The sequence below is a fragment of the Streptomyces albus subsp. chlorinus genome (assembly GCF_013302895.1).
Classification (GTDB): Bacteria; Actinomycetota; Actinomycetes; order Streptomycetales; family Streptomycetaceae; genus Streptomyces; species Streptomyces chlorinus.
Genome location: NZ_VJOK01000001.1, coordinates 3,156,440 through 3,177,590, shown reverse-complemented (window position 1 = coordinate 3,177,590; position 21,151 = coordinate 3,156,440). Strand labels below are relative to the sequence as shown.

Annotated in this window: 17 protein-coding genes and 1 pseudogene; 8 read left to right on the top strand and 10 right to left on the bottom strand. The window is 73.0% G+C overall.

Annotated elements, in window-relative coordinates; genetic code table 11:
* A partial coding sequence (locus tag FM076_RS14120; RefSeq protein WP_173870825.1) for a PQQ-binding-like beta-propeller repeat protein occupies positions 1-1,173 on the top strand: 1,173 nt, incomplete at its 5' end.
* 234 nt (positions 1,174-1,407) lie between these two features.
* Here FM076_RS14120 and FM076_RS14115 read toward each other — a convergent pair.
* Complete coding sequence (locus FM076_RS14115) at positions 1,408-2,442, bottom strand: hypothetical protein (protein WP_173870823.1); 1,035 nt, start codon at positions 2,440-2,442, stop codon at positions 1,408-1,410.
* A 172-nt stretch (positions 2,443-2,614) separates the two neighbouring features.
* On the opposite strand from FM076_RS14115, the gene FM076_RS14110 reads away from it, so the two are divergent.
* Positions 2,615-3,205 (top strand): hypothetical protein, encoded by a 591-nt coding sequence (locus FM076_RS14110; RefSeq protein WP_173870822.1) that lies wholly within the window; start codon positions 2,615-2,617, stop codon positions 3,203-3,205.
* A gap of 61 nt (positions 3,206-3,266) precedes the next feature.
* On the opposite strand, the gene FM076_RS14105 is transcribed toward FM076_RS14110, so the two are convergent.
* Genes FM076_RS14105 through FM076_RS14095 form a run of 3 tightly spaced genes read right to left on the bottom strand, consistent with a single transcriptional unit; the run spans position 3,267 to position 5,694 of the window.
* On the bottom strand, positions 3,267-4,064 hold the full coding sequence (locus FM076_RS14105) for an enoyl-CoA hydratase-related protein (protein ID WP_173870820.1): 798 nt from the start codon (positions 4,062-4,064) through the stop codon (positions 3,267-3,269).
* Positions 4,061-4,537, bottom strand: a complete 477-nt coding sequence (locus tag FM076_RS14100) for a Zn-ribbon domain-containing OB-fold protein (protein WP_428814849.1) — start codon at positions 4,535-4,537, stop codon at positions 4,061-4,063. Before FM076_RS14100 ends, FM076_RS14105 begins: the two co-directional genes overlap by 4 nt.
* Complete coding sequence (locus FM076_RS14095) at positions 4,537-5,694, bottom strand: lipid-transfer protein (RefSeq protein ID WP_173870818.1); 1,158 nt, start codon at positions 5,692-5,694, stop codon at positions 4,537-4,539. Before FM076_RS14095 ends, FM076_RS14100 begins: the two co-directional genes overlap by 1 nt.
* Positions 5,695-5,856: 162 nt before the next feature.
* On the opposite strand from FM076_RS14095, the gene FM076_RS14090 reads away from it, so the two are divergent.
* Positions 5,857-7,470: a FadD3 family acyl-CoA ligase gene (locus tag FM076_RS14090; protein WP_173870816.1), complete on the top strand. Its 1,614-nt coding sequence runs from the start codon at positions 5,857-5,859 to the stop codon at positions 7,468-7,470.
* On the opposite strand, the gene FM076_RS14085 is transcribed toward FM076_RS14090, so the two are convergent.
* The 3 genes from FM076_RS14085 to FM076_RS14075 form a co-directional block, all read right to left on the bottom strand.
* Positions 7,463-7,675 carry a hypothetical protein gene (locus FM076_RS14085; protein WP_173870814.1) on the bottom strand — a complete coding sequence of 71 codons (213 nt, stop codon included), beginning with the start codon at positions 7,673-7,675 and terminating at the stop codon, positions 7,463-7,465. The two genes, FM076_RS14090 and FM076_RS14085, sit on opposite strands and share 8 nt — an antisense overlap.
* Before the next feature lie 249 nt (positions 7,676-7,924).
* On the bottom strand, positions 7,925-8,074 hold the full coding sequence (locus FM076_RS14080) for a hypothetical protein (RefSeq protein WP_173870812.1): 150 nt from the start codon (positions 8,072-8,074) through the stop codon (positions 7,925-7,927).
* A 223-nt stretch (positions 8,075-8,297) separates the two neighbouring features.
* Positions 8,298-11,246 (bottom strand): AfsR/SARP family transcriptional regulator, encoded by a 2,949-nt coding sequence (locus FM076_RS14075; RefSeq protein WP_173870810.1) that lies wholly within the window; start codon positions 11,244-11,246, stop codon positions 8,298-8,300.
* A gap of 182 nt (positions 11,247-11,428) precedes the next feature.
* On the opposite strand from FM076_RS14075, the gene FM076_RS14070 reads away from it, so the two are divergent.
* On the top strand, positions 11,429-12,649 hold the full coding sequence (locus tag FM076_RS14070; protein ID WP_173870808.1) for an amidohydrolase family protein: 1,221 nt from the start codon (positions 11,429-11,431) through the stop codon (positions 12,647-12,649).
* Between the two features lie 46 nt (positions 12,650-12,695).
* On the opposite strand, the gene FM076_RS14065 is transcribed toward FM076_RS14070, so the two are convergent.
* From FM076_RS14065 to FM076_RS14055, 3 genes and pseudogenes are all read right to left on the bottom strand, one after another.
* A complete protein-coding gene (locus FM076_RS14065) occupies positions 12,696-13,661 on the bottom strand; it encodes a cytochrome P450 (RefSeq protein WP_173870806.1) in 966 nt (321 codons plus the stop codon).
* Positions 13,662-13,830: 169 nt separating this feature from the next.
* Positions 13,831-14,487 (bottom strand): annotated as a pseudogene (locus tag FM076_RS14060) (GTP-binding protein); the annotation flags it as partial.
* Positions 14,459-14,671, bottom strand: coding sequence for a hypothetical protein (locus tag FM076_RS14055; RefSeq protein WP_428814848.1), 213 nt, complete (start codon positions 14,669-14,671; stop codon positions 14,459-14,461). The pseudogene FM076_RS14060 and the gene FM076_RS14055, both read right to left, overlap by 29 nt.
* A 738-nt stretch (positions 14,672-15,409) precedes the next feature.
* On the opposite strand from FM076_RS14055, the gene FM076_RS14050 reads away from it, so the two are divergent.
* From FM076_RS14050 to FM076_RS14035, 4 genes are all read left to right on the top strand, one after another.
* A complete protein-coding gene (locus FM076_RS14050) occupies positions 15,410-16,351 on the top strand; it encodes a TIGR03619 family F420-dependent LLM class oxidoreductase (protein WP_173870802.1) in 942 nt (313 codons plus the stop codon).
* Between the two features lie 286 nt (positions 16,352-16,637).
* Positions 16,638-17,705, top strand: a complete 1,068-nt coding sequence (locus FM076_RS14045) for an SDR family oxidoreductase (protein ID WP_173870800.1) — start codon at positions 16,638-16,640, stop codon at positions 17,703-17,705.
* Between the two features lie 315 nt (positions 17,706-18,020).
* The gene (locus FM076_RS14040) at positions 18,021-19,148 is read left to right on the top strand and encodes an LLM class flavin-dependent oxidoreductase (RefSeq protein ID WP_173870798.1); all 1,128 of its coding nucleotides are present in this window, start codon (positions 18,021-18,023) and stop codon (positions 19,146-19,148) included.
* 250 nt (positions 19,149-19,398) lie between these two features.
* The gene (locus tag FM076_RS14035; RefSeq protein WP_173870796.1) at positions 19,399-21,138 is read left to right on the top strand and encodes an N-acyl-D-amino-acid deacylase family protein; all 1,740 of its coding nucleotides are present in this window, start codon (positions 19,399-19,401) and stop codon (positions 21,136-21,138) included.
* Positions 21,139-21,151 lie beyond the last annotated feature (13 nt).

Genomic DNA, 21,151 nt, shown 5'->3' with positions numbered 1-21,151 from the left:
GGTGCGGCCGGTGCGGCCGGGGCGCCGTCCGGGGGCCAGCAGCGCTGGCGGCCGTGGCGGTTCCGGATGTCGAACGACGTGTGGGGCTCCCCGGCGGTGGCCGACGACCTGGTCTACGTCACGTCGTTCGAGGTGCACGCACTGGACGTGGCGAGCGGGCGCAGGCGGTTCAAGACGCGTGAGGTCGCCTGGTCGATGGCTGTCTCCGGCGGACGGGTGCACGCCTCCGACGGGCCGAGCCTGTACGCGCTCGACGCGACCGACGGCTCCGAGCGCTGGCGGCGGGCCACCGACGGCTGGGTCTACTCCCTCCAGGTCGACCGCGGCACCGTGGTGACCGGCACCCGGGGCGGTGGCGTCCAGGCGTGGGAGGCGGCGACCGGCGAGAAGCTGTGGGACCTGACCGGGGCGCAGGCCGACTTCGAGACCCCCGAGGGCGGTCCCGTCATCGCCGACGGCGCCGTCTACACCTGGGCGGACGGGCGGCTGTACGTGCTGGAGGCCCGCACCGGCGCCGAGCGGTGGACGTACCCGGTGGGCGACGCCTCCGCCACCGGCGGGGTGCCCGTCCGCGTGACCGCCGCCGAGGACGGCGCCGTCTACGTCTGCGCGGGCTCCCGCCTCTTCGCGCTGGACGCGGCGACGGGACGCGAACGGTGGCGCTTCGACGCCCCCGCGGCGTTCCTGTGCCCGCCCGCGTTCGTGCCGGGGCCCGGGGTGACGGGCGGCGGCGTCTACCTCGCGGACTACCTCGGCACCGTGTACGCGCTCGACTCCGGCACCGGCAACGACCGCTGGCGCATCGCCACCGAGGCCCGGCACTCCACGGAGCCCGTCGTCACCGCGGACGGGCTCGTCCACCTCGGCAGCGGCAGCGCCGTCTACACCCTCGACGCGGTCAGCGGCACGCCCCGCTGGCGGTTCGCGACGGGAGCCGACGTGGTCGGCGCCCCCGTGGTCGCCGGCGGACGCGTCCACTTCGGCTCCGCCGACCACTGCCTCTACACCGTGGACGCCGTCGGCGGCCAGCTGCGCTGGAAGCTCGCCACCGGCGGCGAGATCACCGGCTCCCCGGTCGCGGTCGGCGGCGTCGTCTACGCGTGCAGCAAGGACCGCTGCGTCTACGCGCTCGACGCGGCGAAGGGCACCGGCCAGTCACGCCACAACGGCTGACGGCAGGGCGGTACGGCAGCACGGCGGCCGAAAACGGCAGAGCGGTAGGCGGTTCGGGGCCGGGTGGTGGGCTGACGGCACGGCTGTGCGGCAAGGCTGACGGCGGGGTGGCCGGTGCCGCGACTGCTGTTGCTGCGGCTGCCGACTGCTGTTGCCGTGGTTGCTGGTTGCTGGTTGCTGGGTGCCGTGGCTGCTGGGCGCGGTGGCGGTTGCGGGTGCGGGGGCTGTGCCGGCTCAGGCCGCGTCCCGTCCCCGGTGGGGCCAGGTGTCCTCCTCGCCGGGGTTCTCGGGAGGAGGCGGTGCCGTGGGGAAGGGGCGGGTGTTGTCGGGCGGTTCCTCCTCCCGGCCCGTGGGCTGCTGCCGGGGTGTGTCCCCCTGCGGACGGTCCTCATCGGGCGGACGGTCCTCGGGCTGGCGGCTCCCGGGCTGGCGGCCCTGGGAGCGCGGCTCGTACGGCTCGTCCAGCGGCGCGCCCTGGGTGCCGGGGAGGGACTCGTAGGGCTCGGTCTCCTCTTCCGGGTACGGGGGTTCCGCGTACGGCTGCGCGTAGGGGGCCGCGCCGGGTTCGGGAGGCCGGGGTCCCGGGTAGGACTGCTCGCTCGGGGGCGGCTGCGGTGCCGCGCGCATTCCGGGCTGGTCCGGGTAGGGCTGCGACGGGGGAGGGGGCGCCGTGTAGGGGCCGCCCGGCTGCTGCGGGGGCGGGGGCCCGGCGTACGGCTGTTCCAGCGTGTCCTCGGACCTGTCCGGTACCCCGTGGTCCGCGTAGGCCCCGCGTTCCCCTTGGTCCCGTTCGCCCTGGTAGGGGTGCGGCGCCCCGGCGGCGGGCTCCGCGGCCTGCCGGTGGCGGGCGGCGGCGCGGCGGCCCGCCATCATTCCGCCGGCGAGGAGCAGCAGGAGGCCGCCGCCCAGGGCGAGCCCGGCGCCGGAGGCCAGCCCTCCGGTGTTGCCGGCCGAGAGGCTGCCCGCGGCCTGCCCCTGCCGCACCATCCACAGGATGGTGAAGCCCGCGGCGAGCACGCCCGCGAGCGTCACCAGGAGGCGCGAGAGGACCAGCACGCCCAGGACGGCGACCACCGCCGCGACCAGCATCAGCAGGAACAGGCCGGTGAACAGCGCCGCGCCCGCCCCGGTGATGCCGCCCGGCTCGAAGAGCTGGTCGATGCGGAAGTCGCGTCCGAGGCGGCCGTCGTACCACGGGCGGAAGGGGCTGTATACGGCGGCCGCCGCTCCGATGAGGGCGAGCAGCGCCCCGATCGCGTTGCGGAGCATGGTCTCGCCTCGCTTCCCGGCGCCGCTGCGACGCCTGTGGGTGCGTGCTGCGTGATCCGCTTCCGACGCTACGCCGCCGGGAACCCGCTCGCCACTGTGGGCGTCTTGAGCCGGTGGCAATGATTGTTCTGGACGCGACAAATCGGTTGTCCGGGTACGTTCGGGGGTTCTTATGAAGCAGTTGCGGCACCTCAAGCTCCTCGCCGCGGTCACGGTCGTCCTGCTGGCACTGAGCGGCTTCAGCCAGGCGCGCTCGTCCGGCGGACGCGGCGGCGGGGGCAAGAGCCACGGCGGCGGTGGCGGCGGGTGCAGCAGCAAGAGTTCCAGCAGCCACAGCGGCAGCTCGGACAGCTACGACGGCTCCTCGTCCTCCGGTTACGGTTCCTCGGCCTCCTCCGGTTACGGCTCTTCGACGTCCTCCGGCTCCCGTTCCTCCCATTCCTCCAGTTCCTCCAGCTCGTCGGGCGGCAGCGGGGCGAAGGGGTCGGGCCGGGTGACGGAGTGTGCCGCGGCGCAGCAGGCGAAGGGTGTGCGGAAGCAAGGGCAGCGGCCCGGTGCCACTGTGCGGGTCCGCAACTCGGGTGAGGCGAGGGGAACCTTCACCGTGAGCGTCGAGTTCCTCGACGGCGACGGCGAGGTGGTGGACACCGGCTCGGCGGTCGTCAGTGTCGCGGGTGGGCGCAGCGCGAGCGTGAAGGTGCCGATGGGCTCCCCGGAGCGGGTGCGCGACGTCGTCGAGTGCGAACTGGAGTCCGTGAGGTGAGGCGCCCGCTGCTGTGCGGTGTTCGCTCTTGTGCGGCGTGCGCTCCTGTGTGGTGCGGGGCTCAGCGGGTTCGGTAGGTGTCGTCGCGGTCGCGGTTCCGGTTCCGGTTCCGGAACAGTTCCGCCTGCCGTTGCGGCGGGAGGTTGCCGAGGGCGATGAGGGCCGGGGCCTGCGCCCGCGCCTGGGCGAGCGCCGCCTCCCTGGCAGCCCACACCGCGCGGACGGTGCCCTGCACGGCCTCCGGCGGGTAGCCGGCGAGCACCCGGGCGCAGCGCAGTGCGGCCTCCAGCGCGCCGCCGACGGGGGCCAGCTCGGAGACGAGCCCCGTCTCGTAAGCGCGCCGTCCCGAGACGCGTTCGGCGGTGCCCATCAGCGCCATCCGGGCCACCTCGCCGAACGGCATCCGCTGGGCCATCCCCATGGCCTCGTACGCGCTGACCATGCCGTAGGTGGTGTGCGGGTCGAAAAAGGTGGACTCCTCGGTCGCGACGAGGAATTCGGCCTCGCTCAACAGGTAGAACGCACCGCCGCAGGCCATGCCCTCCACCGCGGCGACGACCGGTATCCACAGGTCGTTGCTTTTCGGCCCGATCGACAGCAACGGGTCCTCGATGGCGAAGGGGGAGTGCGGTTGAGGTACGGCACCCTCTTCGGTGACGGCCGCGCGGTCGGCGCCGGTGCAGAAGGCCCGCCCGCCCGCGCCGGTGAGTACGGCCGCCCGGACCGACCGGTCGGTACGCAACGCGCACCACACCTCCCGCAGAGCCCGCGCGTCGGCAAGGTCGAGCGCGTTGTGCTTCTCGGGGCGGTCCAGCACCACCGTGGCCACCCCGTCGCGGCGCTCCAGGCCGATGCTCACGGCCGCTCCAGCAGCCAGCGCGGTACGCACATGTGCCGCTCGCCGTCCTTCACGGTGGCGAAGACGGCCCGCACCGGCGCGCCGATGCGCAGCCGGTCCGGGTCCACGGAGCCGGGCGCCGCGTCCGGTGCCGCCACCACGTTGCCCACCAGCCGGATCGCGGGGTCGTCGGCCAGCTCGATCACGGCCACGTCGTAGGGGGCCAGTTCGGCGTATCCGGGCAGCAGTGGCGGATGGGCGATCACATACGACCAGACGCGGCCGCGTCCGCTCGTCGGCTGCCACACGCGCGCGAAGGATCCGCAGCGCGGACAGCAGGGGCGCGGCGGGAAGCGCCACGCCCCGCAGCCGTCGCACGCCTGCACCCGCAGTTCGCCCCGCGCCGCGTACTCCCAGAAGGGCGCGCCGTCATCGTCCGGCACCGGCAGCAGCAGGCCGGGCGGTGTCGCCGTGGGCATCGAGGTCACCCTCATCAACTCCTCAGCAGCAGCGCGGAGGTGGGAACGCCCTCGCCCGCCGTGACCAGGCAGGTCGCGGCGTCGGGCACCTGCGCCGTCGAGGTGCCGCGCAGCTGCCTCACCCCCTCGGTGATCAGGTTGAAGCCGTGCACGTACGCCTCGCTGAGCCCGCCGCCCGAGGTGTTCAGCGGCAGCCGCCCGCCGACCTCCAGCGCGCCACCCTCGGTGAACGCGGCGCCCTCCCCGCGCCCGCAGAAGCCGTACCCCTCCAGGGAGAGCGGGATCAGCGCGGTGAAGGCGTCGTAGATCTGCGCGACGTCCACGTCCTGCGGGGTGAAGTCGGCGTGCTTCCACAGCTGCTGGGCCGCTGTCCAGGCGGGGCCGCGCAGCGGGTCGTCGCACCAGTAGTTGACCATCCCGTGGTGCTGCGCGGGCAGTCCCTGCGCCGCGGAGTGGACGTAGACGGGCTTGCGGCGGCAGTCGCGGGCGCGGTCGGCGGAGACCAGCACGCAGGCCAGCGCGCCGTCGGTCTCCAGGCAGTTGTCGAACAGGCACAGCGGCTCGCTGATCCAGCGGGAGGTCATGTACATCTCGCGGGTCAGCGGGCGCTCGTACATCATCGCGGCGGGGTTCTGGTTGGCGCGGTTGCGGCAGGCGAGCGCGACATTGAACAGGTGGTCGCGGGTGGCGCCGTACTCGTGCATGTAGCGGCGGGTGAGCATGCCGATCTCGTCGGCGGGCCGCAGCAGTCCGAAGGGGCGGGTCCACTGGGCGGGCGTGGGCAGTTGCGCGGTGGTGTTCCGCCACGGCCGCGGCCCCGAGCCGCGCTTGCGGGAGCGCCAGGCCACTCCCACGGTGGCCTGGCCGGTGGCGAGGGCGGCGGCAAGGTGGGCGACCGTGGCGCACGAGCCGCCGCCCCCGTAGCCGACCTTGGAGAAGAACGTCACATCGCCCGCACCGATGGCCTTGGCGACCTCCACTTCGTCGGTCTCCTCCATGGTGTACGAGGCGAAGCCGTCCACCTCGGAGGGGGAGATCCCCGCGTCGTCCAGCGCCTGGAGGACGGCGCGGCAGGCGAGGGCCTTCTCGGATTCGGGGAGCCGTTTGGCGAAGGGCGTCTGCCCTATGCCGACGATCGCCGTGGCGTCCTTCATGACGTCCTCCCGGGCCATGACGTCCTCCTGGGCCGGCCTGGCGACAGAGGCCGGCGCGTGGGTCGGTGCACCGCTGCTGACAGTGGGGGAGGCTACAGCTAACCTGACGGTGTGTCAGGTAGTGGTGTCCGGCGAACACCGCGCCATGAGCCGGCCGGCGCGGCGGAGGGAGGGCGAAGGGTGAGCGGCACACAGGCTTCCCGCGCGTACGGCACCATTCCCGAACTCGTCCGGGGGGCCGCCGCCCGCCACGGGCCGCGCGAGGCCGTCGTCGAGGGACGCACCCGGATCACCTACGCGCAACTGGGGGAGCGCGTCGAACAGGCGGCCGCCGCCTGCCTGGCCACCGGGCTGGAACCCGGCGACCGGGTCGCGGTCTGGGCGCCCAACACCCTCGACTGGATCGTCGCCGCGCTGGGAGCCGTCAGCTCGGGCGGCGTCCTCGTCCCCCTCAACACCCGCTTCAAGGGCGCCGAGGCCGCCTATGTGCTGGGCAGGACCCGGGCCCGGCTGCTCTTCGTCACCGGCACCTTCCTGGGCACCTCGTACGTGGCCTCACTGCGCCGCGCCACCGCCGAGGGGCCGGGCACCGGGCCGCTGCCCGGACTGCCGTACCTGCGCGACGCGGTGGTCCTGGCCTCGGACGCCCCGGCGGGCTTCCACACCTGGGACGCGTTCCTGGCGGCCGGCTCCGCGGTCGGACGGGACGCGGTCAGGGCCCGCGCCTCACAGGTGGCCCCCTCGTCCCCCTCCGACATCACCTTCACCTCGGGCACCACGGGCCACCCCAAGGGCGCCGTCATCACCCACGAACAGACGCTCCGCGTCTACCGGACCTGGAGCGAACTGGCCGGACTCACGAAGGACGACCGCTACCTCATCGTCAACCCGTTCTTCCACACCTTCGGCTACAAGGCCGGCGTCATCGCCTGTCTGCTGCGCGGCGCCACGATGGTCCCGCAACCCGTCTTCAGCGTGGAGACCGCGCTCGCGCACATCGCCGCCGAACGCATCAGCGTGCTGCCCGGACCGCCCACCCTCCACCGGGCGATCCTCGACCACCCCGCCCGCCACCAGCACGACCTGTCGACACTGCGGCTGGTCGTCACCGGCGCCGCCGTCGTCCCCCTGGAACTGGTCGAGCGGCTGCGCGCCGAACTGGATGTCGGCACCGTCCTGACCGCCTACGGGCTCACCGAGGCGTCCGGCACCGTGACGATGTGCCGCCGCGGCGACCCCGCCGAGGTCGTCGCCACCACCTCGGGCCGCGCCATACCCGGTACCGAGGTGAAGGTCGTCTCCCCCTCCGGCGCCCGCCGGCCGCCCGGCGAGCCCGGCGAGGTACTGGTGCGCGGCTACCACGTGATGTCCGGCTACTTCGAGGAGCCGGAGGAGACGGCCGAGGTCCTCACCCCCGACGGCTGGCTGCGCACCGGCGACGTCGGCGTCCTGGACGCCGACGGCAACCTGCGCATCACCGACCGGATCAAGGACATGTTCATCGTCGGCGGCTTCAACGCCTACCCCGCCGAGATCGAACGCCTCCTCGCCCGCCACCCCGGCATCGCCGAGGCCGCCGTCATCGGCGTCCCCGACCCCCGCCTCGGCGAGGTCGCCAAGGCCTACGCCGTCCGCCGGCCCGGCGCGACGGTCACCGCCGACGACCTCATCGCCTGGTCCCGCCGGGAGATGGCCAACTACAAGGTCCCCAGGGAGGTCGAGTTCGTCCCCGAACTCCCCCGCAACGCCGGCGGCAAGGTCGTCAAGACCCTTCTGCGCTCCCGGCTCAGCTGACCTGGAAACCTGAACCGGCGGCGGCACCGTGCCTCTCGTCGGCGCCGGGGAGCAGGGTGGCGTTGCGGTCCGGGACGCCTATGGTCTGCGATCGGTCGGCCGTGTGGAACGGTGCCTGGTCACCGGCCAGGGCGGGCGCCGTGACGGCGGCCAGCGTCCCGAGCGCGAGGGCGCAGACAGCAAACATTTCTTTGGAGCGGGCCATGGGGAGCTACCTCCAGGAGAGATGAGATGTACTGCTCATTACTTTGACGCTGCGGTCCTCGAAGAAACGGCGAGGCCCATCCGTACGCCGAGGGCCGCGGCCGACGACTCCCCCTCTGTGTCGTCGATCGCGGCCCTCGTATCCCCCGTGTTGCGGTCCCCCGTATCCCCCCGGCGGCTTCCTCCCCCAAGGGCCGCCCGCGCACTCCGGGGACCTCCCCCGTTCCCCCCTCTCCCCGGAGCGCGAGTCTCAGTTGGCGGGCAGAATCGTGTTGTTGCGGTCCTGGGTGGTGACCTCGCCACCGTTTTCCTTGGCGCCCGCCGGCTTGATGGTGTTGTTGCGGTCCTTGGTGGTCATCTCGCCGCTCTCGGGCGTGACCTTCTCCTCGTGGTCGCTCATGGTGGCTTCCCTCCGTGGGGGTCTGTGGGCAGATGCCCGTCCAGCGGCTCCCCCGTGGGCCGCCGGACGGACGAGTCAGGGCCGTTCACCCTATCGGGGAAAACAATCGATACTCCCTGTCGATCCGCCTGCCCCCCGACGCGCCGGATCGACTGCTATGAGCATGCCGGACGCCGATAAACGATCGATGAACGTCTCGTTGGTGAAGGCGTTGCGCGCCGCGCTAGACGGCGTCCGTGGCGCTCAGCAGCTCGCGCGCCGCCTCCGCCTCGGGGGAGCCCAGCCTCTCGTACTGCTCCAGCGCCTCGCGCCAGCATGCCTGTGCCCGGCGCTGGTGCCCGATGGCCTCCAGGGAGCGGCCGAGCAGCATCAGCGCGTTCGCCCGCCGCCACGGGCCGCCGACGCTGCGCAGGATGGCGATGGCCTGTTCGGCCAGCGCCGCCGCCTGGGCCGGCCGTTCGGCGGCGAGCTGCACCTCGCCCAGCCGGAAGTAGGCCATCCCTTCCCACAGGCGCTGCCGGCTCTGCTGGAAGATGTCCAGCGCCTCTCCCAGGTGCCGCTCCGCCTCGGCCAGCCGTCCGGCCTCCGTCAGGGCGATCCCCAGCGCGTAGAGGGAGTTCGCACGCCGCATGGAGATGCCGACGCCCGCGTGGATGGCCACCGCCTGCTCGGCGAGCGCGATCGCCTCCTCGGTCTCGCCCAGCCAGGTGCTCGCGCGGGAGAGGTTGCCCAGTGCGCTCGCCGCCGCGATCTTGTTGTCCTGGGCCCGGAACGCCTCCAGCGCCTGGCTGAGGAAGTGCTTGGCCTCCTCGTACCGGCCCTGGTAATTGGCCACGATGCCCTGGTCGTTCAACGCGTACGACCGGGAGATCGGGTCCCCGTCGGCGGTGCCCAGCACTTCGGCGGCGCGGGCCTGATCGGCAGCCGCGTCGAAGTCGCCGCTGGTGAGGTGGAGGCCGGTCAGCACGGAGCGGGCACGGGCCTCCGCGTGGGCGTTGCCGTCGGCCTGTGCGGCCTCCTTCAGGGCCTGCGCCGCCTGTTCGTACTGCCGGATGTTGGCGCCGGACTCGCCCAGCGCGCCGGCGGCCATCAGCAGATCGACCGCCTTGCGCAGGGTCGCGCCCGTGCCCAGTTGGCGTGCGCAGGCCAGGAAGCAGGCCGACTCGGAGAACAGCCAGTCGATCGCCGCCGTCTGTCCCGGGAAGCCCAGCCCCTCGTGCTCCGTCGGCTCCAGATGGTCGACCAGCCGTTCCTCGGGCCGCTCCAGGGCGTGCACGTTGCGTGCCGTCGCCAGATAGAAGTCCAGCAGCCGACCCAGCGCGGCCTCGCACTCGCTGGGGGGCTGTTCGTCGCGTTCCGCGCAGGCGCGGGCGAAGAGGCGGACCAGGTCGTGGAAGCGGTAGCGGCGCGGTGCGGCGGACTCCAGGAGGGAGGTGTCGACGAGGGACTCCAGGACGTCCTCGGCCTCCTCGGGTGTGCGGTCGAGGAGTGCGGCGGCGGCGTCGAGGGAGATGTCGGGGCCCTCGGCGAGGCCCAGGAGGCGGAAGGCGCGGGACTGCTCGGGGTCGAGCTGGCCGTAGCCGAGTTCGAAGGTGGCCTTGACGGCCTGGTCGCCGGCCTGCAGCTCGTCCAGGCGGCGCCGCTCGTCGGCCAGCTTGGCGGCCAGCACGGAGACGGTCCAGGTGCGGCGGGCCGAGAGCCGGGCCGCCGCGATGCGGATGGCCAGCGGCAGGAACCCGCAGGCGGCCACCACGTCCATGGCGGCCTCGCGTTCGGACAGGACGCGCTCTTCGCCAACAATGCGGGTAAAGAGGGCAAGGGCCTCGTCCGGGCTCATCACGTCCAGATCGACCAGGTGGGCGCCGGCGAGGTCCACCATGCGCACGCGGCTGGTGACCAGTGCGGCGCAGCCGGCGGTGCCCGGCAGCAGGGGGCGCACCTGGGCGGCGTCGCGGGCGTTGTCGAGGAGGGCGAGGACGCGGCGTCCGGCCAGCAGGGAGCGGAAGAGGGCGGCGCGGTCCACGACACCGCTGGGGATGTCCGAGTCCGCGACGCCCAGGGCGCGCAGGAAGGAGCCGAGAACGGCCTCCGGGTCGGCGGGGGAGGCCCCGGCGCCTTGGAGGTCGACGTAGAGCTGGCCGTCGGGGAAGCGGTCGGCGGCGGCGTGGGCGACGTGGATGGCCAGGGTGGTCTTGCCGACGCCGCCGATACCCGCGACGGCGGAGACGGCCATGACGGTGCCGTCGGCCTGGGCGAGCTGGTCCCCGAGTTCGGCGACGAAGGAGGCGCGGCCGGTGAAGTCGGCGACGGTGGCCGGGAGCTGGGCCGGGCGGGTCACGGCGGGCTTGCCCTCGGCCGAGGGCTCGTCGGCCTGGTAGGTCAGCTCGTCGTCGGCCTCCAGGATGCGCTGCTGCAGCTCGGACAGCTCAGGGCGCGGGTCGACCCCGAGTTCGTCGGCGAGCAGGCGGCGGGTGTCGTGGTAGACGGCGAGCGCCTCGGCCTGCCGGCCGCTGCGGTAGAGGGCGAGCATCAGCAGTTCGCGGAGGCGTTCGCGCAGCGGGTGCGCGGCGGTCAGGGCGGTCAGTTCGCTGACGGCCTCCGCGTGGCAGCCGACCTGGAGGTCGAGGTCGAGCCGCAGCTCCAGCAGGCCCAGGCGCCACTCCTCCAGGCGGATGCGCTGGTGTTCGGCGTAGGGCCCGGGGACGTGGGCGAGCGGTTCGCCGTCCCACTGGGCGAGGGCCTGGCCGTACAGGGCGCGGGCCTGGGCGCGGTCCTGGCCCAAGGCGGCCTTCTCGGCTCGGACGGCCAGCTCGTGGGCGGTCCCGACGTCGAGTGTGGCCTCGGGGCCGGTGCGCAGGGCGTAGCCGCCGGACTCGCTGACGAGCAGCCCGGCGTCGGGGCCGAGGGCCTTGCGGATGCGGGAGGCGTAGGTGCGCAGCGCCGCCTTGGCCTGCTCGGGCGGCTCCTGGCCCCAGATGGCGTCGATGAGTTCCTCGGCGGTCGCGGTCTGGCCGCGGCGCAGCAGCAGCGCGGCGAGCAGGGCGCGCTGCTGGGGCGATCCCGTGCTGAGGGGCTGGTCCCCGCGCCATGCGCGTACGGGACCGAGCACGGCGAAGCGGAGCCGGTGCTCCTGACGCTCCGTTCCGACTCGCGTGTGGTCCCCGGCTCCCATTGGTGTGCCCCCTGGCTGATTCGCACTCCTCCGTTCCCCGCACGGGTCAGTCTGCCTTGTCCGCGGCAATTACGTCAGCTCAGGTACCGGCCTCTCTACGAAGCCTTCGAATTCGCCTTCCGCGGGACGGAGGGCCGCGCACGTAGCTGACGCTCCGTCAGATCGCGGCTACGGTGGTCGGCATGGAGACCTTCCCCAGGATCATTTCGGTGGACGACCACACGGTCGAGCCCCCTCATGTGTGGCGGGACCGGCTCCCGTCCCGGTACCGCGACATCGGGCCCCGCATCGTCCGCGCGCCGCTCAAGGAGATGACCTTCGTCGGCGGGAAGTTCGCCCCGAAGATGGGCGACAAGGGCGACGAGGGGCCGCCGGCCGACTGGTGGGTGTACGAGGACCTGCACCGCCCGCTGACCAGACTGGACACGGCCGTCGGCTACGACAGGGACGAGGTGCGGCTGGAGGCCATCACCTACGAGCAGATGCGGCCGGGCTCCTACGAGGTGACCGCGCGGCTGGCCGACATGGACGTCAACCACGTCCAGTCCGCGCTGTGCTTCCCCACCTTCCCGCGCTTCTGCGGCCAGACCTTCACCGAGGCGGCCGACCGCGAACTGGGCCTGCTGGGGGTGCGCGCCTACAACGACTGGATGGTGGAGGAGTGGTGCGGTCCCGACGCGCGGGGGCGTTTGATACCACTCACCCTCATACCGTTGTGGGACGCCGAACTGGCCGCCGAGGAGGTGCGGCGCAACGCGGCCCGCGGCGTGCGTGCCGTCTGCTTCTCCGAGATACCCCCGCGGCTGGGCCTGCCGTCCGTCCACACCGACGCCTGGGACCCCTTTCTGCGGGCCTGCGACGAGACGGGCACCGTCATCGCCATGCACATCGGCTCCTCCAGCCGGATGCCCTCCACCTCCGAGGACGCCCCGCCCGCCGTCGGCTCCACCATCACGTTCGCCAACTGCTGCTTCTCGATGGTGGACTGGCTGATGAGCGGCGCTTTCGAACGGTTCCCGAACCTGAGGATCATGTACGCGGAGGGCCAGATCGGCTGGATTCCGTACATCCTGGAGCGCGCCGATGTCGTCTGGGAGGAGAACCGGGGCTGGGGAGGCGTCGCGGAGAAGGTGCTGCGCCCGCCGTCCGAACTGTTCGCCGAGCACGTTCACGGCTGCTTCTTCGACGACGCGTTCGGGCTGAAGAACGTCGAGGACATCGGGGTGCCCAACGTCCTGTACGAGACCGACTACCCGCACTCGGACTCGACCTGGCCCAGATCCCGCCAGGTCGCCGAGGAGCAGATGGCGCACCTGGCCGACGACGTGGTCGAGCGGATCGTGCGCGGCAACGCCATCGACCTGCTCGGCCTCACCGACGAGGGGCTGTGGCCCGGCCCCTGAGCGCGCCACGGGACGGTGGGACGGCGGGGCGGTGTGACGGAGGGCGTCAGCCAGGCGGCGGGGGCGGCGGCCCGGCCCTGTCCTCCGGGCCGCCCGCTCCCCGCCGCCTCCCGTGGAAGTGGACGTCCCGGCGCGGGAAGTGCGCCGAGAAGTTGGCCATCGGCGGCTCGTCGCGCAGCACGTCGCGCAGTGCGTCCCGGGCGGTGAGGGCGCCACCGGACAGATCGCTGTGGTAGCGGTCGTCGACGAGCATCCGGCTGAGCGCGTTGCCGATCAGATGGGCCAGCGGCTCGCAGCCCGCGCCGAAGGTGAGGGCGATCTGGTCGATGGCCTCATCGGGAGTCAGCCGCTCCGGATGGTCGATGGACCAGGAGGCCAGGTCCTGTCCGGGAGCACTCTTCTTGAGCGCGTACAGCTGCCCGACGGCGTGCGTGTAGGCGCTGTCCGCCGCCTCGGCCACGCCCTGCCGGCTGTCGAACACCGCGTGGCCTTTCGCGCGAGCAACTCGGCCGCGTCCTGGTCGAGGCCGAAGGCGCGGCCGAGGAAGAGCAGGGGGGAGCGGCCGCGCGTACGCGCCGACCAGATCGGCCCGGCCCCGCTGCGCGAACCTGGTGAGCAGCCCGTCGGAGACGTCCCGTACCGGTTCCCGTACCCGGCGCGGTTCCAGCCGGGCGAAACTGTCGGTGATCACCTTGCGGTAGCGGGCGTGCTCCTCGCCGTCCGTGGAGAGCGGGGTGAACCGGTGCCGCAGCAACGGCATCACCGGAGAGTCGGCCGGCACGGTGTCCTGCCAGCCGCGGGAGTCCTTCGACCAGGTGCCGGGGTCGTGCAGCAGGTCCGGCGCGGCGCGGTGGTCGAGGACCAGCATGGCGCCCACGCCGGGAGCGGTCTCCACGGGAGCCGGCGCCCCGTAGCGGCGCAGCCGCTCGTAGACCGCGTACGGGTCGGCCGCGAACTCCTCCCCGTACAGCGCGGTGACCTCGTGGCCCGGCCGGGACAGCGGCGGCGGCACGGCTCCGGACGGACGAGGGCCGTCGGCGGCCGGGTGCTCACGCGGTCTCCCGCGGGTGCTGTGCCTGTGTCCGTGGCGTCTGCGGCGTCTGCTGTGCTTGTGACGCCTGCTGTGCCTGCGGCGCCTGCTGTGCCTGTGGTGCCCGCTGGACGCGTCGGACCTGCTGTTGGGCCTGCTCCTGGTGGTCGTGGACCGCCAGGACGTGGCCCACCAGCGCGATCAGCGCGTCCGCCGCCTGGCCGCGGTCCCGCGCGTCGCACGCCACCAGCGGTGTCTCCGGAAGCAGGCCGAGATGGTCGCGCAGGCTGTCGGGGTGGTGCGAGGGGGATCCCGGGAAGGAGTTGACGGCCACCGCGTAGCGCAGCCCCGCCTCCTCGATCATGTCCATGACCTCGAAGGAGTCCGTCAGCCGCCGGGTGTCCGCCAGCACCAGGGCGCCCAGCGCGCCCCGGGCGATGTCCTGCCACAGCGGACGGAACCGGCGCTGTCCCGGGGTGCCGAACATGTAGAGCACCAGATCGCCGGGCAGCGTGAGGCGGCCGAAGTCGATGGCGACCGTGGTGGTGGTCTTCTCCCGGGCTCCGGCCAGATCGTCCACCAGTGCGCCGGTCTGCGTCATGACCTCTTCGGTGTGCAGCGGCGCCGTCTCGGACAGCGCACGGATGAAGGTCGTCTTGCCCACTCCGAAAGGGCCCGCGACCAGCAGCTTCACCAGCGTCTGCGGCTTGTCCTCCAGGTAGAGGGAGCCCTCCGCGCCGGAGTCCGCAGAGGCGCCGGGGCTCTCCGGGCCGCCCGGGCTACGAGCTTTCGAGAGTGCGGAGTCCATTGAGCACCTTCTCCAGAATCTGCCGCTCCGGCTCCGCCGCCTCCCTCCCCGGATCGGGCGAGCGGCCCTCGATCAGGCCGTCACCGGAGACGACGGCCGCGTGGATGACATGCGGCAGCTCCAGCAGCGGGGCCAGCACCCATGAGGTGTCGTCGCGGAGCGACCTGGGGGCGGGGATTGTCATTCCGGTTTCCCTTCGGCGGGACGGTTCCCGACGGGAGAACGGTCCGCATCCGTGGAACGGTTCCCTCCGGCGGAACGGGGAGCGGCGGGGGCGGGCGCGCCGCCAGGGTCCCGCGAGTCGGTGGCGCTGGGCTCGCCGACGGCCGCCCGGCCCGAGGCGGTGCCGCGCTGGAAGGCCGCCCAGCGTGCGGCACTCCCCTCCGGGGACGGCCGCACGCGACCGCGCGGAGAGCGACGCCTGGCGCCGCGCGGCCTCCTCCAGGTCCCGTTGCGCGGTCTCGGAACGCGTCCTCAGCCGGCGCGCCACCCGCACGGAACGCGTCAGCAGGAGGGCGAGTGCCACGGCGGCCACCGTCCCTGCGGACAGGAGGACGGTCAGCGCCACCGGCATCTCGGTCATCGGCGTCCTTGAACGGTCGGATTGGCGTGCGGCTGGCCCGTCCCGGCCCGGGCGGCCCGGAAAGGCGAACGGCACTGACCACGGAACCGGCCACGGAACCGGCCACGGAACCGACCACAGAACTGATTACGGAACTGATCACGGACGGGAGCGCGACCATGTTCCCTCAGCGACGCCGATCGCGCAGCCGTACGGCGGAACGGGCCCGCCCGGTTTTGGGAAGCAAACACTCGCGCCGCGCGAGGAGTTGAGCTGCGGCCGGTGGCTGCCCCCCGGCACGCGGCACCGGTGCCGTACCGGACCCTTGCCTGACGGAACGTCAGCTTGGAGCATGGCAGCGTGCTGACCTTTCCCACCGGAGCGCTGGTCTACGGGATACAGCTGCCGGTCCAGTCGCAGAGCACCCTCTACGCCGAACCCTGGGAGGCAGCGGCCGGCCCCGCCGAACTGCTCGCTGTCGCGCGCGCGGCCGACCGTGCGGGGTACGCCTACATCGCCTGCTGCGACCACGTGGCCGTCCCCAAGCGCCTCGCCGCGGCGATGAGCACCGTGTGGTACGACCCGGTCGCCACGCTCTCCTTCCTGGCGGCGGCCACCGAAAGCGTCGCCCTGCTCAGCCACGTCGCCGTCGTCGGCCTGCGGCACCCCCTGGCGACCGCCAAGCAGTACGCCACGCTCGACCACCTCTCCGGCGGCCGGCTCGTCCTCGGTGTCGGCGCGGGACACGTGCGCGAGGAGTTCGACGCCCTCGGCGCCGACTTCGACCGGCGCGGCGCCGTCCTCGACGAGACCATCGACGCCCTCAAAGCGGCTTTGGGGGAGGAGGAGTTCCCCTCGCACGAGGGAGAGCGTTTCTCCTTCGGCGGACTGGGACAGCGACCCCGCCCCGCCCAGCGCCCCCGGCCCCCGCTGTGGGTGGGCGGCTCGTCGCCCGCGGCGGTACGCCGTGCCGCCCTCCGCGGCGACGGCTGGCTCCCCCAGGGTGACCGCCGCGAAGCCCTGCCGGGCAAGATCGAGCGTATCCGCAGGCTCCGGGACGAGGCGGGCCTCGCGGAGACGCCCTTCACCTTCGGCGCCATCGCGGAACCCCTCTACGTGGGGCAGCCGGCCTGGGACGTCGGCCCCCGCACCCTGACGGGCGACCCCGCCCGCCTCGCCGAGTCCCTCCGCGCCTACCGCGCCATGGGCGTCACCCAGCTCCAACTCCGCTTCCGCTCCCGCTCCCGGGCCGAGCTGACGGACCAGTTGGAGCACTTCGCGGAGGAGGTCCCGGCGCTGTGAACGCGCCCAGGACGGCCCCGCGGGCGGTGCGGGGCGCTCCGGGGCCGGCGGCGCGAGCGCGAGCCGTGGAGCGGGCCCACAGGGCGGCGCGGGACCGCTCGGGCCGGAGTCGAGCGGTGGCGTGGACCCTTCGTCCACGTCCGTCCGCACCGGGCCCGGGCGTCCCGCCGGGCACGGGTGCCGTCCGTCGGGCCCCGGTACCGCCCCGGTGACCGGGGGTCGCGGGGACGGGCATGGGGACGGGGACGGGGACGGGTGAGCCGTGGTCACGTCGAGGAGGGCCGGAATGGGCAAGCTGGAGGGGCGGGTCGTGGTCGTCAGCGGGGCCGCGCGGGGCCAGGGCGCGGCGGAGGCGCGGTTGTTCGCCGCCGAGGGCGCCCGGGTGCTGCTCGGTGACGTGCTGGACGACCAGGGCGAGCGGGTGGCCGCGGAACTGGGCCCCGCGCGGGCACGCTACGTCCACCTGGACGTGCGTGACGAGGCGAGCTGGCGGGCGGCGGCCGACGCGGCGCTGGAGGCGTTCGGCAAGGTCGACGGTCTCGTCAACAACGCGGGCATCCTGCGCTTCAACGGACTGGCGACCACGCCCGTGGAGGAGTTCCGCGAGGTGGTGGCGGTCAACCAGACGGGCTGCTTCCTGGGGATGAAGACTCTCGCCCCGCACATCGCGCGCGCGGGCGGCGGCACCATCGTCAACACGGCCTCCTACGCGGCACTGTCGGGCATGGCCTTCCTGACCGCCTACGCGGCGACGAAGGGGGCCATCCTGAGCATGACCCGCGTGGCCGCGCTGGAGCTGGCCGACAGGGGGATCCGGGTCAACGCCATGTGCCCGGGAGCGATCGACACCCCCATGGCGAACCCCCGCCAGGCCGAGGCGGGCGGGCTGCGGCTGGGGGGAGGGGAGAAAGCCACGGAGGAGGCGTCCGGAGGGCGGCTGCCTGGAGGCGCGGCGTCCGAAGGGCAGGTGCCCGGGGGACAGGTGCCCGGAGGGGAGGCGGTCGCAAGGGGGTCGGTCGCAGGGGAGCCGGCCCGAGGGGAAGGGTCCGCCGGCGGGGCCCCGGACGCTCACGGCAGCGCCTCGAACACCGACAGCGGCGCGGCGGGCACAGACAGCGGTGCGGTCGGCGCAGACAGCAGTGCGGCCGGTACCGACGGCGCTGCGGCGGTCGACGGTATGGCGGTCGACGGTATGGAGGCGTTCTACGCGAAGCTCATCCCGCAGGGGCGCATGGGGCGCCCCGAGGAGGTGGCGCGTCTCGCGCTCTTCCTCAGCTGTGCGGACTCCTCCTACGTCACAGGGCAGCCGTTCGTCATCGACGGCGGGTGGCTGGCGGGCGTCCCGGTGCTGTGACCGGGGTGGCGGCGGGACGGCCGGGGCGCCCGTGACCGTCCCGCGCGGGCCCGCACCGGGCCGCCCGGTGCGGGCTTTGCTTGTTCACTCGTGAAACAGAGGGAACAAGCCGCCATGCGGGCCGCCGGTTCCGCCAGGAAGACTCCGCGGGTTCCGCCACGTTCGCCGGTCACCTCCTCACCGTACGTTCACGTGCGGAGCCGGCCACACCGCACCGTCCGCCGTATTGACGCCCCTGTCACTCGGTGCGACAGTCGGACGCAACCAGGATCTGACGGACCGTCAGAAATAGCGCCGCCGAGGGAGAGATGCCACGTGGAATTCGGGCTCTTTGTTCAGGGGTACGTGCCCGCCGCGCGGGCCAGGACCGACCCGCAGGCCGAGCACAAGGCACTGGTCGAGGAGACCGAGTACGTCATCCAGGCGGACAAGTCCGGCTTCAAGTACGCCTGGGCCTCCGAGCACCACTTCCTGGAGGAGTACAGCCACCTGTCGGCCAACGACGTCTTCCTCGGCTACCTGGCGCACGCCACCGAGCGCATCCACCTCGGCTCCGGCATCTTCAACCCGCTCCCCCAGGTCAACCACCCGGTGAAGGTGGCGGAGAAGGCGGCCATGCTCGACCACCTCTCCGGCGGCCGGTTCGAGTTCGGAACGGGGCGGGGCGCCGGCTCCCACGAGATCCTGGGGTTCCTGCCGGGTGTCACCGACATGAACCACACCAAGGAGATCTGGGAGGAGACCATCGCGGAGTTCCCCAGGATGTGGCTGCAGGACGAGTACCAGGGGTTCCAGGGGAAGCACTGGTCGTTGCCCCCACGCAAGATCCTCCCCAAGCCGTACGGGGGTTCACACCCGGCGATGTGGTACGCGGCGGGTTCGCCCTCCTCCTACGCGATGGCGGCCAGGAAGGGGCTGGGGGTGCTCGGCTTCAGCGTGCAGAAGGTCTCCGACATGGAGTGGGTCGTCGAGTCGTACAAGGGGGCGGTCAAGGACGCAGAGCCCCTCGGGGGGTACGTCAACGACAATGTCATGGTGACCTCGACCGCCATCTGCGCGGAGACCACCGAGAAGGCCAAGCGGATCGCGGTCGGGGGCGGACTGAACTACCTGCAGTCGCTGCTCTTCCGCTACCACGACACCTTCCCCCGCCCCGAGGGCATCCCCCAGTGGCCGGAACTCATCCCGGAGTACACCGAGGAGGTCGTCGACCTCCTCATCGCCGAGGAGCTGATGATCTGCGGCAACCCCGAGGAGGTGCTGCGCCAGTGCAAGCGCTGGGAGCAGGCGGGCGCCGACCAGCTCTCCTTCGGGCTGCCCATCGGCATCTCCTACGAGGACACGATGAACACGATCAAGCTGATCGGTGAGCACGTGATCCCGCAGATCGACACCGACCCGGTGCACCGCACCACCCGCTTCCGCGACGCGGCACGGAACTGAGACCGACAGGACAGCGCCCTGCCCAGCGCCGGGACAGCGCTCGTGATGTGCGGGGAGGGGGCTCGTTCCCGCGTCGGGACAGTGCGCACTTGCGCTCCGGACAGTGCGCACTTGCGCTCCGGGCAGTGGTCCATCCGCGCCGGGACAGTTGTCGTTGCGCCCGGGGCGGCGCTCGGCGGTCAGGGGGCGGTCCTGCCGAGCCCGTACGGATGCTGCCGCGTTCACGTGACCAAGGGAGGACATCCGCAGCATGCTTGAGCACCTCATCACGGGCGCGACCGTCGTCGACGGCACCGGGGCACCCTCCTACCGGGCCGACGTCGGCCTGCGCGGCGGACGGATCGCGGTCGTCGCCGCGCCCGGGACCGTCCGCGAGGAGGCCCTCAGCAGCCAGGACGCCACCGGGCTGGTCCTCGCACCCGGCTTCGTCGACCCGCACACCCACTACGACGCGCAGCTGTTCTGGGACCCGTACGCCACCCCCTCCATGAACCACGGTGTCACCACCGTCGCGGGCGGCAACTGCGGCTTCACCCTCGCCCCGCTCAACCCCGCACGCCCCCAGGACGCCGACTACACACGGCGCATGATGTCCAAGGTGGAGGGCATGTCCCTGGTCGCGCTGGAGGAGGGCGCGCCGTGGGACTGGCACTCCTTCGGGGACTACCTCGACGCCCTGGAGGGCCGTACCGCGGTCAACGCCGGCTTCATGGTGGGCCACTGCGCGCTGCGGCGGTACGTCATGGGGCCCGACGCCGTCGGCGGGCAGCCGGACGAGGGGCAGCTCGACGCGATGCTGCGGCTCTTCCACGAGGCCATGGAGGCCGGCGCCTGGGGGCTGTCCACCACCCAGTCCTCCAGCCACTCCGACGGGGACGGGAAACCGGTCGCCTCCCGGCACGCCGGCCCCCGGGAACTGCTGGCCCTCTCCCGGGCCGTCGCCGACCACGAGGGCACCCAGATCGAGGCGATCGTCGCCGGCTGCCTCGACCAGTTCTCCGACGACGAGATCGACCTGTTCGCCCGCATGTCAGCGGCGGCGGGGCGGCCGCTCAACTGGAACGTGCTCACCATCGACGCCGCCGTCCCCGAACGCGTCCCCCGGCAGCTGTCCGCCAGCGAGCGGGCCCGGCAGGAGGGCGGGCGGGTGGTCGCCCTCACCATGCCCATCCTCACGCCCATGAACATGTCACTGGGAACCTTCTGCGCCCTCAACCTCATCCCCGGCTGGGGCGACATCCTGGGCCTGCCCGTCCCCGAGCGCATCGCCAGGCTGCGCGAGAGGGACGTGCGTGCCGAGATGCTGCGCCGCGCCGACAGCAAGGAGGCGGGCGTCTTCCGCCGCCTGGCCCGCTTCGACCGCTACGTCATCGGCGACACCTACTCGGCCGCCAACGAGGGGCTGACCGGCCGCGTCGTCGCGGACATCGCCGCCGAACGCGGCCAGGACCCCTTCGCCTGCCTGGTCGACATCTGCGCCAACGACGACCTGCGCACCGTGCTGTGGCCGATGCCGCCCGACAACGACCCGGCCAGCTGGGAACTGCGGCGGCAGACCTGGGAGCACGAGGACGTCATGCTGGGCGGCTCCGACGCGGGCGCCCATCTGGACCGCATGTGCGGGGCGCCCTACACCACCCGCTTCCTCGGGGACTGCCTGCGCGGCCGCAAGCTGGTCGGACTGGAGCGCGCCGTGCGCATGCTCACCGACGAGCCCGCCCGCCTCTTCGGACTGCGCGAGCGCGGCCAGGTGCGGGAGGGCTGGCACGCCGACCTCGTCCTCTTCGACCCGGAGCGCATCGACGCGGGCCCGGCCACCCTCGTCCACGACCTGCCGGGCGACAGCCCCCGCCTCGACTCCCGCGCGACGGGCGTCGTGGGTGTGTGGGTCAACGGTGTCGAGACCGTACGCGACGACAGGGTGACCGGGGCGGTCCCGGGCACCGTGCTGCGCTCGGGGCGGGACACGGAGACGGTCCCCACCCGGTGACCCGGCCGGGCCG

Bases quoted from the DNA above. Each gene is read 5' to 3' on its own strand.
- FM076_RS14115 (WP_173870823.1), bottom strand. From the start codon at position 2,442: ATGCTCCGCAACGCGATCGGGGCGCTGCTCGCCCTCATCGGAGCGGCG.
- FM076_RS14110 (WP_173870822.1), top strand. From the start codon at position 2,615: ATGAAGCAGTTGCGGCACCTCAAGCTCCTCGCCGCGGTCACGGTCGTC.
- FM076_RS14100 (WP_428814849.1), bottom strand. From the start codon at position 4,537: ATGAGGGTGACCTCGATGCCCACGGCGACACCGCCCGGCCTGCTGCTG.
- FM076_RS14095 (WP_173870818.1), bottom strand. From the start codon at position 5,694: ATGGCCCGGGAGGACGTCATGAAGGACGCCACGGCGATCGTCGGCATA.
- FM076_RS14085 (WP_173870814.1), bottom strand. From the start codon at position 7,675: ATGGCCCGCTCCAAAGAAATGTTTGCTGTCTGCGCCCTCGCGCTCGGG.
- FM076_RS14080 (WP_173870812.1), bottom strand. From the start codon at position 8,074: ATGAGCGACCACGAGGAGAAGGTCACGCCCGAGAGCGGCGAGATGACC.
- FM076_RS14075 (WP_173870810.1), bottom strand. From the start codon at position 11,246: ATGGGAGCCGGGGACCACACGCGAGTCGGAACGGAGCGTCAGGAGCAC.
- FM076_RS14070 (WP_173870808.1), top strand. From the start codon at position 11,429: ATGGAGACCTTCCCCAGGATCATTTCGGTGGACGACCACACGGTCGAG.
- FM076_RS14055 (WP_428814848.1), bottom strand. From the start codon at position 14,671: ATGACAATCCCCGCCCCCAGGTCGCTCCGCGACGACACCTCATGGGTG.
- FM076_RS14045 (WP_173870800.1), top strand. From the start codon at position 16,638: ATGGGCAAGCTGGAGGGGCGGGTCGTGGTCGTCAGCGGGGCCGCGCGG.
- FM076_RS14035 (WP_173870796.1), top strand. From the start codon at position 19,399: ATGCTTGAGCACCTCATCACGGGCGCGACCGTCGTCGACGGCACCGGG.